The organism is Breznakiella homolactica (genome assembly GCF_016616095.2).
Taxonomy (GTDB): domain Bacteria; phylum Spirochaetota; class Spirochaetia; order Treponematales; family Breznakiellaceae; genus Breznakiella; species Breznakiella homolactica.
Window position 1 is genome coordinate 4320118 of record NZ_CP067089.2, and the last position, 15151, is coordinate 4335268.

The 15151-nt window shown below is 52.6% G+C and carries 13 protein-coding genes and 1 pseudogene; 1 reads left to right on the forward strand and 13 read right to left on the reverse strand.

Annotated features, from left to right (window positions below; all coding sequences use genetic code 11):
- Window positions 1–16 precede the first annotated feature (16 nt).
- Entirely contained in the window at window positions 17–775 is a 759-nt protein-coding gene (locus JFL75_RS19350) for a hypothetical protein (RefSeq protein ID WP_215628317.1), read from the forward strand.
- 431 nt (window positions 776–1206) lie between these two features.
- Here the strand turns inward: JFL75_RS19350 and JFL75_RS19355 are convergent.
- The 13 genes and pseudogenes from JFL75_RS19355 to JFL75_RS19415 form a co-directional block, all read right to left on the reverse strand.
- Window positions 1207–2414 (reverse strand): annotated as a pseudogene (locus JFL75_RS19355) (IS256 family transposase).
- Window positions 2415–2576: 162 nt separating this feature from the next.
- Window positions 2577–3029, reverse strand: coding sequence for a hypothetical protein (locus JFL75_RS19360; RefSeq protein ID WP_215628318.1), 453 nt, complete (start codon window positions 3027–3029; stop codon window positions 2577–2579).
- Window positions 3030–3932: 903 nt separating this feature from the next.
- Window positions 3933–4868 (reverse strand): acetyl-CoA carboxylase carboxyltransferase subunit alpha, encoded by a 936-nt coding sequence (locus JFL75_RS19365; protein WP_432756659.1) that lies wholly within the window; start codon window positions 4866–4868, stop codon window positions 3933–3935.
- Entirely contained in the window at window positions 4865–5689 is an 825-nt protein-coding gene (gene accD, locus JFL75_RS19370) for an acetyl-CoA carboxylase, carboxyltransferase subunit beta (protein WP_215628319.1), read from the reverse strand. Before accD ends, JFL75_RS19365 begins: the two co-directional genes overlap by 4 nt.
- On the reverse strand, window positions 5679–7010 hold the full coding sequence (locus JFL75_RS19375) for an acetyl-CoA carboxylase biotin carboxylase subunit (RefSeq protein ID WP_215628320.1): 1332 nt from the start codon (window positions 7008–7010) through the stop codon (window positions 5679–5681). The genes accD and JFL75_RS19375 overlap by 11 nt, the downstream gene beginning before the upstream one ends.
- Before the next feature lie 12 nt (window positions 7011–7022).
- Complete coding sequence (accB, locus tag JFL75_RS19380) at window positions 7023–7460, reverse strand: acetyl-CoA carboxylase biotin carboxyl carrier protein (RefSeq protein ID WP_215628321.1); 438 nt, start codon at window positions 7458–7460, stop codon at window positions 7023–7025.
- A gap of 13 nt (window positions 7461–7473) precedes the next feature.
- Window positions 7474–8706 carry an enoyl-ACP reductase FabV gene (fabV, locus tag JFL75_RS19385; protein ID WP_215628322.1) on the reverse strand — a complete coding sequence of 411 codons (1233 nt, stop codon included), beginning with the start codon at window positions 8704–8706 and terminating at the stop codon, window positions 7474–7476.
- A gap of 116 nt (window positions 8707–8822) precedes the next feature.
- The gene (gene fabZ / locus JFL75_RS19390; protein ID WP_215628323.1) at window positions 8823–9251 is read right to left on the reverse strand and encodes a 3-hydroxyacyl-ACP dehydratase FabZ; all 429 of its coding nucleotides are present in this window, start codon (window positions 9249–9251) and stop codon (window positions 8823–8825) included.
- Window positions 9248–10513 (reverse strand): beta-ketoacyl-ACP synthase II, encoded by a 1266-nt coding sequence (gene fabF, locus JFL75_RS19395; protein WP_215628324.1) that lies wholly within the window; start codon window positions 10511–10513, stop codon window positions 9248–9250. The genes fabZ and fabF overlap by 4 nt, the downstream gene beginning before the upstream one ends.
- Before the next feature lie 11 nt (window positions 10514–10524).
- Window positions 10525–11259, reverse strand: coding sequence for a 3-oxoacyl-[acyl-carrier-protein] reductase (gene fabG / locus JFL75_RS19400; protein ID WP_215628325.1), 735 nt, complete (start codon window positions 11257–11259; stop codon window positions 10525–10527).
- Window positions 11260–11282: 23 nt separating this feature from the next.
- A complete protein-coding gene (locus JFL75_RS19405) occupies window positions 11283–12248 on the reverse strand; it encodes an ACP S-malonyltransferase (protein WP_215628326.1) in 966 nt (321 codons plus the stop codon).
- On the reverse strand, window positions 12242–13267 hold the full coding sequence (locus JFL75_RS19410) for a beta-ketoacyl-ACP synthase III (RefSeq protein WP_215628327.1): 1026 nt from the start codon (window positions 13265–13267) through the stop codon (window positions 12242–12244). Before JFL75_RS19410 ends, JFL75_RS19405 begins: the two co-directional genes overlap by 7 nt.
- Before the next feature lie 152 nt (window positions 13268–13419).
- A complete protein-coding gene (locus tag JFL75_RS19415) occupies window positions 13420–15120 on the reverse strand; it encodes an AMP-dependent synthetase/ligase (RefSeq protein WP_215628328.1) in 1701 nt (566 codons plus the stop codon).
- Between the last annotated feature and the right edge of the window lie 31 nt (window positions 15121–15151).

Below are 15151 nucleotides of genomic sequence, written 5' to 3' on the forward strand. Positions count from 1 at the left end.
AGTTATGGGGGATGATATGAAAGCTTTATTATGTGGCATAACAGTATTATTATTGGGGTGCAGTAACTCTTTTAGTCAATCTAAAACGGTGGATATATTTATCCCTCATAATATTGTTAAAGGTAATTATAGTGACGAAATAGGGAAATATCGTATTCTGACCAACGAAGCTGGGATTATTACTTCTATAACCGTCGAAAATGATGAGTTTTTTGTGAATCCTGAAATTACTGTTGGCGCGGATGAGATACAAATATGGTCTGATAAAACAATCTATGCAATAAACACAATAAAACTAGATGATACAAGTATTTATGTACGAGGTGGAGAGCGAAGTATTTACACCAAAGATAATAATCAATTCATGGAGATAAAAATACATCCGGATACGTTTACAATATATGAACATGAAGAAATAATTTTAACAGAAGGCAGTAATACTACCTTAGAGAGTCATTTTAAAGTAAATCCAAGTAAATTCTCGGGGTGTAACTACACTAATAATACTTTAATAATTAATTATCGGCGTGCTAATAATCCTAATTTTAAATTTGAATATGAAGAGGATAATGGAGTTATATATGTGACGTATTTTTATAACATGGATGAATTCATTGAATACTCATCAAAAATAGAAATTCACGGGAATATATATTCAACAGAGACAAAAACAAATGTAATAAACTATTTTATAGTTGCAAGTGTATATAGTTTATTAGCAGATATTTTATTTCCAACATTATTTATTGAGAATCCTATAGTACCAAAAAATTGAAGAAACCAGGAAAAGAGATAGAATGGTCAAGAAATGAGAAATTTTAAAAAGGTTATAATCAAATAAGATCAGAGAATGCATGTTTTGCATTAACTTTGATGGCAGCAGCACAAGATTATGCAGGAGTTCCTTTAGAAATTGGTCAAGTTATGACACTTCTCAATGGTTTTTACAATGATGGTCATATAGATGATATTAATGATGTATAGAACCCTATAGGTATAATTCATAGAACTTTTGAAGCTCTAAATGTAAATAATGTAAATGTGAATATTGTTTCGGTAGTGTCCAGTATTTTTCGCAAATTAGGTTAGCCATCCCTGGTATCATTATTTAAGCCGTGACAACGTCCGGCTGTGAACCGAGGGTCAGGTGCTTCATGCTCATGTATTTCTTGGGTCTGCCCCATAAAGTGTGCTTTTCCCGGTTTTTCATTTCAGGTGAGACTTCACATTTTCCGGGAAGAAAACCGATAATTGGAGCAGAATCTGACCCCAATTATGAATCCTCCCGGTCCATCTGTCCATCACATCCTGGGTTACCAAATACAGCATCTTGAGCAAAGATTCATCCGTGGGAAACACCGACTTCCCCTTGGTCACCTTTCTTAGCTGCCGATGATAACTCTCTATCATATTTGTCGTGTAAATAATCTTATGTATCTCAGGAGGATACTTGAAAAACGTCGATAACTCCCCCCAGTTATTCCTCCAGGACTGAATCACCAAGGGATACCTTTTCCCCCACACTAACTCAAACTCATCCAGGGCTTCAACTCCAGCCGCCTCCGTCGGCGCCGTATACACCGGTTTCAAATCTTTAAGGAGCTTTTTCGTATCCTTATACGATACATACCGGATGGAGTTCCGTATCTGGTGTACCACACATTTCTGAATCTCCGTCTCAGGATAACAGGCCCGGATGGCTTCACTGAAACCGGTAAGGTTATCCACACAGCAGATAAGAATATCCTGGACTCCTCGGTTCTTTCATGAACAAAGTTCATGCGCTCATTCAATACCACAAGCCAGAACTTCGAAGTCTCATGTTCTCCTATCCACATCCCTAAGACATCTTTACAGCCGTCTAAGTCTATTCCTATCACCATATAGACTGCTTTATTGACGATATGCCCTTCTTGTTTCACCTTATAGTGTATGGCATCAAGGAATACCGCCGCGTACACATTTTGTAACGGCCGGCTCTGCCATTCCCGTATCAGGGGAATGAGTCTATTGGTTACATTCGATATCAAAGTCGGAGAGATATCTATCCCATACAGCTGGTTTAAGTGATTCTGAATATCCCGAACAGAAACGCCTTTGGCATAGAGAGCAATAATTTGCTCCTCTATGACCACCGGCTCATATTCTCCCTCTCGGTCCCGGGGGACTGCGAGCTCGGTTTCTCCATAGGTGGAGCGCACCTTTTTCTTTCCGTGGCCGTTTCTCCGTTTGGTACTTCCTTCCGGCTTTTCTCCGTTCTTAGGGTAGCCAAGCTCCGTGTCCAATTCCGCTTCAAGCATTTCCTGGAGTGTCTCGGCAAACATCTCCTTGAGCATATTCTGCACATCTTCAGGCGTAGTAAGATTCTTCTCTTTTATTAGTTCTCTTAGTTGGTCTTTACTCAGTAATCCCATGCTTTTCTTGCCTCCTTCATCATACCTTAATTCGCAGGTAAAGCACACTTTTATTTACAGACTCTTAGATTGAGGTCTGCGGACTTGGGTGTTCTGTGTTCAATGCCCTCGAGCTGGAGAAAGAGTTCAAATGGGTGCTGGTCCGGCCTACCACAGTATTCCCTACACATTGTCAGAGAGGATGGTAATGACAGGACAGTTATGTTCTTCGAAGAATGGGAGAACTTTATCGTTCAGGACATGGACTGACATAACAGGGACCTTTGGAGTATAAGGTGTTCCCCAGGCAAAACGGGAGTGACAGTCAACGACGGTCTGGAGATTGATTTTTCCGATACCCTTGAGATTGTCGACCATAAAGGAGTCTATAGCAACAAGATGACCGGTAAAGTCCTCTTGAATGTGCTTTTTCCGGGTGCTCCGGGTCGAACTTTTCGAAAAGGCAGATGTGTTCTTTCGAGAGTTCGAAGTTGTGGTCTTTGTAATGCTGTTCCAGGCATAGCAGACGCTGCTGCTTTGAGGAAACGTTGTGTCTGTGCCATACTCTGCGGACAGCATCTTGTCCTGCATGGATACCGTTAAGGATGAGCTGCCGGCTGAGTCGAAGTCTTCCATGGGTGGGAAACTTGAGACAGTAGTCGAGGATGGCTTTTTTGAGTTCTTCTGAGACACTGTTGGGATGAGGATTTTTGGAGCCTCTGACTTGCTTTAAGAGATCTTCTAAGCCGAAGACTAAATAAGTCTTTCTGATTTCATAAAACTGGGTCCGTGGGTAGCCTAAAATTATGCAAGCTTTGCTGACATTATCCAGTTCTGAGGCGAGTTCCAGTAAACCAATTTTGCGCTGTGCTGTTTTCTGTGCTACAGTGGTGATTGTGGTCTTATGATTTTCCTTAAGATAGTATGATGGTGGTTGTTAATTCTATAATTTTGACGTTTATGGCCGCTGCTTTTTTTCTCACTGTCAGGTATTTACCATGTCAGCACAGCCGGAACGACAACTTTTAAAATAAGAAATGGAGTTGCAGCCTTTAGTTTCGGCGGTATAATCTGCAGAAACGATAATCAGTGTGTTTTCTGCATGTAGAGATTCTATGTTCTCCTTTACCTTGAATATTGGCAGGATTCAAGGTATTTCGGTCTATTCAGTGTAAATGGTTTTATTCCGTTTTTTGTATAAACCACGGTTAAAAAACATCCTGATGGAGTATTGTTTCGTTTACATCCGTGCCCTATCCATAACGTACCCCAAACGTATCTGTACCGTATCAAAGAGCCGCGGAAAGGAAGAATACGGCTTTTCTTATTCGGTCTTGAGAGACAATTAATAATAAGTGTTATATAGCCGATGCTGTCCAAAGCGGATAAGGTGTTTGGCAGGATGCTGTCCGGGCAGGTGGGAGCAATATAGTACGAGCCGTCACAATCCATGGAACGAAATGTTGGGTAAAGAGCGGGCAATAGTAAAAATAAAAAAGTCCCCGGATATTCCGGGGACCAAATCGGTCTGCTGTAAATTTAACCTTCGTTCCAGTGGCCGATTTTCCTGAGCTTCTGGTTCCGGTACCGGACCAGAACATTGGGGTTCCGGCCGCAGAGGTCATCCAGTTCCCGGAGGAGGATTTCCTTAATACTCGCCGCGGTTTTGTCCGGATCCGCGTGGGCGCCTCCGGGGGGTTCATCAATAACGCCGTTTATTACCTTGAATTCCAGGAGATCCGACGAGGTTATCCGCAGCATGGCCGCCGCGTCCTTTGCCTTTGAGGCGTCCCTGAGCAGGATGGACGCGCAGCCCTCGGGGCTGATCACCGAATAGATGGCGTTTTCCAGCATGTAGACCTTGTCTCCCACACAGAGCCCCAGGGCACCGCCGGAGCCGCCTTCGCCGATGATAATGCACACCACCGGGGTTTTCAGCTGGCTGAAATCCCGGAGGTTCCGGGCAATGGCTTCGCCGATTCCCCGTTCTTCCGCTCCCAGTCCGGGGTACGCTCCTGAGGTGTCCACGAAGGTCACGATAGGCCGCCGGAACTTTTCGGCCTGTTTAGCCAGGCGCAGGGCCTTCCGGTAGCCTTCGGGATGAGCCATGCCGTGGTTCCGGAACACATTTTCCTTGAGGGTCCGGCCCTTCTGGTTCGCCAGGATGGTAACCGGCCGGCCGTTGAGATAACCCAGGCCGCCGACAATGGAAGGATCATCGGCAAAATACCGGTCCCCGTGGAGTTCGATAAAACCGTCAAAGATCCGGTTGATATAATCCATGGCGTAGGGCCGTTCCGGATGGCGGGCCAGCTCCACCAGTTTCCAGACCTCTTCCGTCCGGGAGCTGGCCTGGATTTTCGCGTCCAGCTGGTCCAGCTCCTCATCGGCGTCCAGGCCCGATTCCTGGGCCAGCTTCTTAAGTTCCGCTATTTTTTTCTGCAGCGCTGCCGTATTCATACCGGTTTGATTCATACTGTCTGCTCCTCTTCCGCGGGGACATCACAGCCTGGCTTATGCAGGTCGATAAGTTCCGAAATAATACGGCGCTGGTCTTTCCTCGGAACAATCCGGTCTACGAAACCCTTTTCAAGCTGGAACTCCGCCCGCTGGAACCCTTCGGGCAGGGTCTGGCGGATGGTCCCCTCGATAACCCGGGGCCCGGCAAAACCAATCAGCGCCCCCGGTTCCGCCATGATGACATCCGCCAGCATGGCGAAGGAAGCGGTTACCCCGCCGGTGGTGGGATCGCAGAAAATTATAAAGAAAGGAACCCCCGCCTTATCGAGCTCAGCCGCGGCGCTGGAGGTCTTGACCATCTGCATCAGGGAGAAGATCCCTTCCTGCATCCGGGCGCCGCCGCTGGTCGTGTAAATTACCACCGGGGTTTTTTCCTCCGCACCCTTGAGCAGCGCGCGGGTTACCTTTTCGCCCACCACCGAGCCCATGGACCCGCCCATAAAATTGAAGGACATCAGTCCGAGGATAATAGGTTTGCCGTCAATGGTGCAGGTTCCGGTTATGACCGCGTCCTTCATCCGGGCTTTGACCTCCGCCTCGGAGAGTTTTTTCTCGTATCCCGAAAGATCGATGGGATTAAGTGACCGGAGGTTCGCGGAAAATTCAACAAAACTCCCCGGATCGGTCAGGTATTGAATGCGGTCCATAGGTTCCATACGGTAATGGTGGCCGCAGCCAGGGCATGTCTTGAGGGCTTCGTCGATAGCCTTCATATCGTGCTGCGCGCCGCAGGCAGGGCAGGGCGCGGGGTTGGTATTGGCGGTTTCAGCCGGCACGTTCAACCTCCTTCTGAATTTCAGCGTAATAGGATGTTCCGAAATCTCCGGACCTGAAAATCTGGTGGCCGATGATCCGGAGTTGCTGGTCCCGGTTCGTTTTTATTCCTTCAATTGAAAGTTCGTGCAGGGCCCGTTCCATCCGGGCAATGGCCCGCTCCCTGGTGGGGGCGTGGACAATGAGTTTCGCCACCATGGAATCGTAATGGGGTGGGACAACGCAGCCGGTGTACAGGAATGAATCGAACCGGACCCCGGGGCCTCCGGGAACATCCAGGCGGGTCACCGTGCCCGGCGTGAGGGCATTTATCCTGCATTCTATGGACCAGCCGCTGAGGTGTACCTTGGCGGGGTCAATTTCCATTCTGCCCTCGGTGCACGCCAGGATTTGCTGGCGTATGATATCCACGCCGCTGACAAACTCACTTACCGGATGTTCTACCTGGACCCGGGCGTTGACTTCCATAAAATAAAAGTTCTCACCCTCGACCAGGAATTCTATAGTACCGGCGCCCCGGTACTTCAGTTCCCGGAACATCTTCGTTGCCCCCCGGGCCATGCGCTTGCGCATCTCGGGATTTACGCCGGGGGAAGGACTTTCTTCAATAAGTTTCTGGTGGTTTTTCTGAACCGAACAGTCCCGTTCTCCCAGGACCGCCACATTGCCGTTTCCGTCGGCTATTATCTGAAGCTCCACATGCCGGGGATTCTCCAGGTACCGTTCGATAAAGACCGTACCGTCGGCAAAATTCGCCTCCGCCTCCCGGCTGGCGATGCTCAGGTTTTCACTGAGTTCATCCGCGGAACGGACGATCCGCATTCCCTTGCCGCCGCCGCCGGCGGCTGCTTTGATGATCACCGGAAAGCCCAGGCTCTTTGCCGCCTTTTCCGCGGCTTCCCCGCTGCTTACGGCTCCTTCGGTTCCCGGTGTTACGGGAAGGCCGAATTTTTTTGCCGTGCTTCGGGCGACGACTTTGTCTCCCAGGAGTTCAATTACCTCGGGGTCGGGGCCGATAAAGATAAGTCCTTTGTCCCGGACCATCCGGGCAAAATCGGCGTTCTCCGAAAGGAACCCCACCCCGGGATGAATAGCCTCGCAGCCGGTGTTCACCGCGGCCATGATCAGGTTGTTCCGCACGAGGTAACTTTTAGCCGATGGCGGCGGGCCGATACACACCGCCTGATCCGCCAGCCTGACATGGAGATTGCCTTCGTCAGCGGTAGAGTATACCGCCACGGTTTCGATTCCCAGTTCCCGGCAGGTCCGGATGATGCGGACGGCGATTTCGCCCCGGTTCGCGATGAGCAGACGTTTAATCAAACCGGCGCTCCCTTATATCCGCTTGACCTGGAACAATCCCTGGCCGTATTCTACCAGATCGCCGTTCTGGGCTTTTACCGCCAGGACTTCGCAGTCGAAGTCCGCTTCCAGGTGGTTCATCATTTTCATGGCTTCCAGGATACACAGGGTTTCTCCGGCCTTAACCTTCGCCCCGGGTTTTACAAAGGGCGGATCCTCAGGGGAAGGGGAGGAATAGAAGGTTGCCACAATGGGGCTGGTGATGGTTTCTCCGTCTTCACCGGCGGCGGGAACGGAATTGACCGGAAGCCCCAGGCGGACCGATGCCTCGGATTCCGCGGCAGGCGCCGGAGCCGCGCCGGTCCCGCCCTTCTTGAGTACCAGATGGACCGAGCCGTCGGAGAAGTCGAGTTCATTCATGGTACCGGAACTGAATTTATCAATGATTGACAGAATGGTTTTATCATCCATGGTAGGCTCCTGCTTATATGGTGGACGGATCTACATCCGCGTCGTAATCAATCCCCGGTACGTCAAAGCCGTGGGCTTCCAGGAAATCGTGTTTGAATCCGGCGATATCGGATTTTTCGTAAATATTGGCTTCGGTTATTTCCGCCATCCGTTCGGCGGTTTTCTTCTGAACATCATCCCGCATCTCCCAGTCGTCGATCCTGATGCGGCCTTCGGAATCCACCGGGACCTTTTTGGAATCCGTCAGGGATTCCGGGTTGTAGAGCCGCTGGGTGTACAGCCTGATAAGCTGCTCAATGCAGCCTTCGTGCAGATTCATTTCCTTCATTACTTTGAAAAGGCAGGATATATAAAAGGGAATGATGGGAATCACCGCGCTGGCCCGGGTAACCAGAGCCTTGTTTACTGAGATCCACGCGGCGCCGCCGGTTTTGGAGAGTTTCGCGTCAATGGCCTTGGCCGCCCGTTCCAGATCTTCCTTAGCCCTGCCGATGGTCCCGTTTTTGTAGATTGACCAGGACAGTTCCGGCCCGATGTAGGTATACGCCACGGTCCTGACCGCGGGCGCGAGAACCCCCGCTTCCCCGAGCTTGTCCATCCAGATTTCCCAGTCTTCGCCGCCCATGACCTTTATGGTATTGGCGATTTCCTCCTCCGTGGCAGGCTCCGCGGTGGCGGTGCTGATTTTCCCCGTGAGCATATCGATGGTCTGGCCCGAATAGGCCTTGCCGATGGGTTTGATCACCGAACGGTACATGACGCCGTCCCGGGGATCGGTCCGCACCGGGGACGCCAGGGAATATATGATAAGGTCGATCTTCGGTTCTATACCAGCGGCGGCGGCGGTTTCCTTTACCGCGGCGATGGCCTGTGCCTTCATCTCATCGGAGAAAGCGTCCCCGTCCAGAGTTTTCGAGACCAGCCCGGCGTTTTTCGCTTCCAGGTCAAAAGCCATGTTGTTGTACCATCCCGGGGTTCCGGGCTTGGTGGCGGATCCGGCCTTCTCAAAGGAAATCCCCACCGTGGCCGCTCCGTACCCGAAGGCGGCGCCGATACGGCTGGCCAGGCCGTAGCCCGTGGAACAGCCGATGATCAGGGCCAGCTTCGGGGCTCCCTGGGGAGCGGGTTTTCCGGCTCCGGCCATATTTTTTTGTGTATATACGATAAGATCCCGGACCACCTTGGCACAGCCCTTGGGATGGCTGTTGAGGCAGATATTGTTCCGGATCATGGGTTTAATAACCATAGGTTACTCCTGTAAAGTTTTTTACTCGGAAGCGCGTTTACGCGCATACTCCTTTTAAATTCAGTCCTGTATCTAATATACGGCAATTTACCATGCCGCGGCATCGGTTTTTCGGATTACGCCTCCGGCGCGCTTCCCACCAGACAGAGCCATTCCGCCTCAGCGGCCAGTTCGTCTCCCACATACGCCTTGCCGGCCTGCTTGATCATCTTCGGGGAGACCCTGAGGTTGGTGATTTCCGAACGGACTTCATCCCCGGGCCGTACCTGGCGGCGGAACTTTACCTTGTCCACGGAGGCCAGGAAAAAGAGCGCGTCCCCTCCGAGCTTTCCGAGTTTCCTCAGGCCCGCGCCGCCGGACTGGGCCATGGTCTCGATTAGAATGACCCCCGGTACCACGGGGTATTCCGGGAAGTGGCCCTTAAAGAAAAATTCATGCTCCGTAAAAATATGGCGGGCGATAATTTTCTCGTCCCCGGTTTCGGTGATTTCGTCCACAAAGAGGAAAGGCGACCGGTGGGGCAGGAGCTGTTCTATTTCGTTCATGTGTATTTCCTGAAGACAACGACCCCGTTGTGGCCGCCGAAGCCCAGGGATCCCGATGCCGCAACATCAATAACACCTTCCTGGGCTTTGTTGGGTACGTAATCCAGATCGCATTCGGGATCGGGATTGTCCAGATTGATTGTGGGCGGATAAAACCCTTCGTTGATCGCCAGGATACAGGCGATGGCTTCGATGCCGCCGCCGCCGGCTATGCAGTGGCCGGTCATGCTCTTGGTGCTGGAAACCTTCAGCTTGTACGCGTGGTCGCCGAAGGCGTATTTGATCATCTTGGTTTCCGTGGGATCGTTTATTTCCGTACTGGTGCCGTGGGCGTTGTAGTACTGGACATCCTCAGGCTTAATCCCGGCGTCCTTAAGGGCAAGCTGAATAGCCCGGCCGCCGCCTTCGCCGCTGGGCTCCGGGGACGTGATATGGTAGGCGTCGGCGGAAACGCCGTATCCCGCCAGTTCCGCGAGAATTTTGGCTCCCCGTTTTTTCGCGTGTTCTTCACTTTCAATGACCAGGACCCCCGCGCCTTCACCCAGGACAAACCCGTCCCGGTCCGCGTCAAAGGGCCGGCTCGCTTTTTCCGGTTCGTCGTTGCGTTTCGCGGAAAGAGCCTTGAGCATCTGGAAGCCGCCCACGGCAAAGGGGACGATGGTCGCTTCGGTGCCGCCGGTGATAACCACATCGGCGCGTCCGGCCCGGATCAGATCCAGAGCCTCGCCGATGGCGTCGGTTCCGGAGGCGCAGGCGGTTACCTGGGTCAGGGCAGGGCCCTTGGTTCCGTAAATCATGGATATATTGCCCGCCGCTTCGTTCCCGATCATCAGGGGAACCGTCAGGGGAAGCATCCGCTTGGGACCGGCGTCGAAGAGTTTCTTGAAGGATTCCGTAATTACCTCGAAGCCGCCGATACCGTTGCCCAGAACAATCCCGGTCCGTTCGGGATCACTTTTGACCTGGGGCCGTTCGCCTTCCTTCTTTTCGATCAGGCCGGCCTGTACCAGGGCCTGGTCCGCCGCGGCGACAGCGAACTGGGTGAACCGCGCCATTTTCCGCGCGTCTTTTTTGTCGATCCAGTCAGTGGGATTAAACTCTTTGATTTCACCGGCGATTTTTACATCGAAATCAGTGGTGTCAAAGGATTCTATTTTTCCGACTCCGCTTTTCCCTGCCTTGAGGGAGTTTTTGAATTCCTCAACCGAATTACCGATGGGCGAAATCACACCCATGCCGGTAACGACAACCCGTGTTTTCATCGGGACCTCCGTTAAATGAACATCCCGCCGTCCACGGCGAGTACCTGTCCGGTAATGTATGATGATCCGTCGGATGCCAGAAACAGTGCCGCTCCGGCAATATCCTCGGGCTGTCCGCTGCGTTTTAAGGGAATGGTTTCCAGCATAGCCTGTTTAGCCGCCTCGGGGATGGCGTCGCTCATATCCGACGCGATGAACCCCGGGGCAATGGCGTTAACCCGGACGTTCCGGCTGGCCACTTCCCGGGCGAGGGTTTTGGTAACCGCGATAAGCCCGCCCTTGCTGGCGGCGTAATTCGCCTGGCCGCCGTTGCCGTGGACTCCCACGATACTGGCCATATTGATGATTGAACCGCTTTTCCGGCGTATCATGTCCCGGCCCACGGTGCGGGCCACCAGGAACGCCGCGGTGAGGTTTACGTCGATGACCTTCTGGAAATCTTCCAGGCTCATCCTGAACGCCAGATTGTCTTTGGTGATTCCCGCGTTGTTCACCAGGATATCAAATCCCCCGGATTCCTTTACACAGGCGTCAATAGTTGAATCCACCGAGGACAGGTCTCCCAAATCCGCGGTGACCCAGTGAAGCTTTCCGCCGGCTTTGGTTATCCGGTCGCTGAGGTCCGCCGGTTCTTTGGTTCCGAGGCCCCAGACTTCCGCGCCTTCGGCGATAAACCGGTCCGCGATGGCCCTGCCAATGCCCCGGGATGCTCCGGTTATAAGGGCTTTTTTCCCGTTTAACTGCATTTTGAGCTCCTGTTGTTCTATAGTCAAATAAGTGTATCGATTTCTTCGGCCGTACCCGCCCCGTAACAGGGGATCGAGCTGCCGGTGTCTTTCCATAAACCCTGCAGAACCTTGCCGGGGCCGGTTTCAAAAACCCCTGAGGTTCCGGAGGCCGCGATGGCCGCTTCTTCGCTGGTCCAGCGTACCGGTTCTGTTATCTGGCGGAGGGCAAGCTTTTTCGCTTCCGCTCCGGATAAAACCGCGGTCCCCGAAACATTGGAATACAGGGCGATGGCGGGATCCCCGAAGGCTACCGATTCCAGCACCGGCCCGAAACTGTCCGCGGCGTCGCCTATCAGGGGCGTGTGGAAGGGACCTGCCACCTGGAGACGGATAACCCGCCGAGCTCCTGCTTCCTTGAACCGGGCTTCCGCTTCTGCGAGGGCGCCGGCGGTCCCGGCTACTACTACCTGCCGGGGAGAATTGAAATTCGCCGCGTACAGATCCGCCAAACCCTGGGCCGTCCATTCACCGATAAGGGCCTCAACCTGCTCCGGCGAAAGGCCGATCACCGCCGCCATACCCGGCGCGGCATCCGGGCCGCCGCTTTCCCGGGTTATCCGGTCGGCGGCTTCCTGCATGGCTTTGCCCCGGGCGTTCACCAGCCGGAAACAGTCTTCCGCTGAGATTACCTGGGCACATACCAGGGCCGCGTATTCCCCGAGGCTGAATCCGGCACAGCCCTCGGGTTTGATGCCCCGTTCCTCAAGATACAGGGCCGCTGAAAGATTCGCCAGGGTTATGGCCGGCTGGGATACGTCGGTGCGTTTGAGGGTTTCCGCGCCGGAATCCCGGAGCAGCGCCTCCATATCGGTCCCGCAGATTTCCGAAGCAGTTTTAAATACTTTCCGGACTTTCTCACTGCGGGTAAGAAGATCCAGCGCCATGCCCTGGTATTGGGCTCCCTGGCCGGGAAACAGGAAAACACTGTTTTTACTGTTTTCTACCATATAATAACATTTCCTCCGTAGGTCAGACCCGCGCCGAAGCCTATGGTCATAATAAGATCTCCCCGCTGTATGGTCCCGTTCCTGTTCAGTTCGTCCAGGGCGATGGGTATGGACGCCGCAGAGGTATTGGCGTACTCTTCTATATTGAGGAAGAGTTTTTCCTCGGGTATGCCCAGGCGTTTCCCCGCGGCGTGAACTATCCGGGCATTGGCCTGGTGAGGCACTATGAGCCGGACATCGTCCATGGTAATTCCTTCCTGCTCCATAAGCTTCTCAATGGTTCCGGTCACCGCCTTTACCGCGAAATTGTACACCGCCCGGCCGTCCATCTCTAAATGGGGCGGTATATCTATAACTTCCCCCGCTTTATACGGGTACCGGGATCCGCCCCGGCGCATAATAAGGCTTTCCGTCCCGGTTCCGTCCGCTCCCAAAATAGTGCGGAGTAGGCCCCGTTTTCCCGGACCTTCCGAGGGCCCATCGGTCTTTTCAATGACCGCCGCCCCGGCTCCGTCCCCGAAAAGGACGCAGGTACTCCGGTCGTCCCAGTTCGTAATCCGGGAAAGCAGATCAACACCGATCACCAGGGCACGCTTCCGGTTTTTATTTATTGAAAGAACCCCCGCGGCTGTTTCCAGGCCGTAAATAAAGCCGGTGCACCCCGCGACCAGATCCATGGCGGCGGCGTTGACTGCCCCAAGCTTACCCTGGACAATACACGCCGTGGAGGGCACCCCGTAATAATCCGGTGTTGCCGTTCCAATGACAATAACATCCAATGACTGTGCCGCGGCTTCCGGGGATACTCCGTCCCGCTCCGCCACCGCCGCTAAGGCATTCCGGGCAGCTTCCAGGGCAAAATCACTGCTCGCCAGGCCGTCTTCGGCCAGGTGCCGGGCTCCGATACCCGTATGTGACCTGATCCATTCGTCACTGGTATCGATTATTGCTGCTAAATCGTCATTGGTTACTCTTTTGGAAGGAATAGACCTTCCGGTGGCGATAATTTCTATTGCCATTATGCTGCCTTTCCATGACAAAACACACTCATTTTGTCATAATAATATTATGATAACAAAATCCTTGAATTTGTCAAGGTAATGTCGCCTATACCGGATGAAGGGTTCTGCCGACGGCAGAACCGCTTACCCGAAGTTTTTGTCAGATACTTTTACACGGAATCCCGCTTGATTTTCTTGGTGGTGGTCATTTCCATGGGTTCATCCAGGAGCGTGACCCGTTCAATACGCTGATAGGGCAGCAGCCGCTGGTTTACTTCGGAGATAATCCCCTCAATCCGTTTTTGGATATCGTCCTTGGAAGCCGCGGTTCCGGAACTGTCCTTAAAGGCGTCGATATTCGGGAAAACCAGCGCTTCTATACCTTCCCGCTTCATTTTCTTGTCCACATCAAAACTGCGGACCAGGATCTGCTCAATTTCGTCAAAAAGCTGGAATTCATTCTCGATTTCCTCGGGGTACACGTTTTTACCCCCGGCGGTAACGATCATGTTTTTCGCCCGCCCGGTGAGGTACAGGTAATTTTCGTCATCCAGGTATCCCAGGTCCCCGGTTTTGAGGTAGCCGTCCTCGGTAAAGGCCGCGGCGGTCTCCTCGGGCAGTTCAAAATACCCCTGCATGACCATAGGTCCTTTGACGATGATTTCGCCGACCCCCCGTTCGTCGGGATTGAGGATCTTTTCTTCCGCCTGGGGGATGATTTTTCCGACGCTGGTTTCTTTATAATGCTCAATGGGATTGAGGTTGATGATCGGGGACGTTTCGGTCAGCCCGTAACCCTGGACAAAGTCGATGCCCAGCTGGTTGTATTTTTTGAAGACACTGGGAGCCAGGGGGCCGCCGCCGCAGATACAGACCCGCAGGGTGGTGAGGGAGGCCTTATCCAGGATGGAATGGAACATCTTCTTCCCGGGATTAACCTTGAACACTTTTTTGATAAACCCCGAAATTCCCATCATAGCGCTGATCAGACCGTACACTATGGGCCCTTTGGCGCGGATGCCCCGCATGAGACCCGCCAGGACCTTGTTGAAAAGCACCGGAACCCCCAGAAGCATGGTTATTTTGGCTTCCTTGAGGTCCTTTAATATTGCCTTGGTCACCATTTTCTTGCCGTACACGAGTTCGGCGCCGGTGGAAATGGTCTCGATAAAGACCGCCAGCATGGTATAGGAATGGTGCAGGGGCAGGAGGGCGTAGAATACATCGGTATGGTAGACCGTCAGGTTTCCCTGGGCCAGATAGCAGTCGGAAACGAAGTTCCGGTGGGTAAGCATAACACCCTTGGGGATGCCCGTAGTCCCGGAGGTAAAGAGAATCGCCGCCAGATCGGTGTCCAGGGCCTGCTCAATATCCGCTTCCGGGCCGTCCAGGTCGTAAATATAAGTCCCCACGCCCTTTTTAAGGGAAATCAGGTCCTTGATCTGGGCCGATTTGGAGTAATAATCGTATTTTTCCTCATCCACAAAGAGCATGGATACCTTGGCGGTTTTAAGGAGCAGGTCCGTTTCTTCGTTTTTAAGCTGGTAATCGATGGGAACCACGATAGCACCGGCAAAGAGGACTCCCAGGTAGGCAGTGGTCCATTCCGGGGAATTTTTCCCGGTAACCGCGATTTTATCACCCTTCCGTACACCCTTGCTGTGGAGCCAGCGGGCGACGGCTTCGATCTTCAGCAGCGCCTCATTGTAGGTAAGGCTGATCCGGTCCGGTTCGTATATCGTAAAACAAGGTCTTTCCCCGTACCGGGTAACGGTAATCTTAAACATCTCAGGAAGCGTAGGCCATTGGCCCGAAAAAGCTGACCCCCGGAATTCATCCAAAAATGCCCAGGGTGTAGTGGTATTGCTCATTTCCGTACCTCATTGAATAATGTGTGGAGTA

Coding starts and splice junctions, on each gene's coding strand:
- fabZ (WP_215628323.1), bottom strand. CDS start 9,251: ATGAACGAAATAGAACAGCTCCTGCCCCACCGGTCGCCTTTCCTCTTT.
- JFL75_RS19365 (WP_432756659.1), bottom strand. CDS start 4,868: ATGAATCAAACCGGTATGAATACGGCAGCGCTGCAGAAAAAAATAGCG.
- JFL75_RS19350 (WP_215628317.1), top strand. CDS start 17: ATGAAAGCTTTATTATGTGGCATAACAGTATTATTATTGGGGTGCAGT.
- fabV (WP_215628322.1), bottom strand. CDS start 8,706: ATGGTTATTAAACCCATGATCCGGAACAATATCTGCCTCAACAGCCAT.
- JFL75_RS19405 (WP_215628326.1), bottom strand. CDS start 12,248: ATGGTAGAAAACAGTAAAAACAGTGTTTTCCTGTTTCCCGGCCAGGGA.
- JFL75_RS19415 (WP_215628328.1), bottom strand. CDS start 15,120: ATGAGCAATACCACTACACCCTGGGCATTTTTGGATGAATTCCGGGGG.
- fabG (WP_215628325.1), bottom strand. CDS start 11,259: ATGCAGTTAAACGGGAAAAAAGCCCTTATAACCGGAGCATCCCGGGGC.
- JFL75_RS19410 (WP_215628327.1), bottom strand. CDS start 13,267: ATGGCAATAGAAATTATCGCCACCGGAAGGTCTATTCCTTCCAAAAGA.
- accB (WP_215628321.1), bottom strand. CDS start 7,460: ATGGATGATAAAACCATTCTGTCAATCATTGATAAATTCAGTTCCGGT.
- JFL75_RS19360 (WP_215628318.1), bottom strand. CDS start 3,029: ATGGAAGACTTCGACTCAGCCGGCAGCTCATCCTTAACGGTATCCATG.
- fabF (WP_215628324.1), bottom strand. CDS start 10,513: ATGAAAACACGGGTTGTCGTTACCGGCATGGGTGTGATTTCGCCCATC.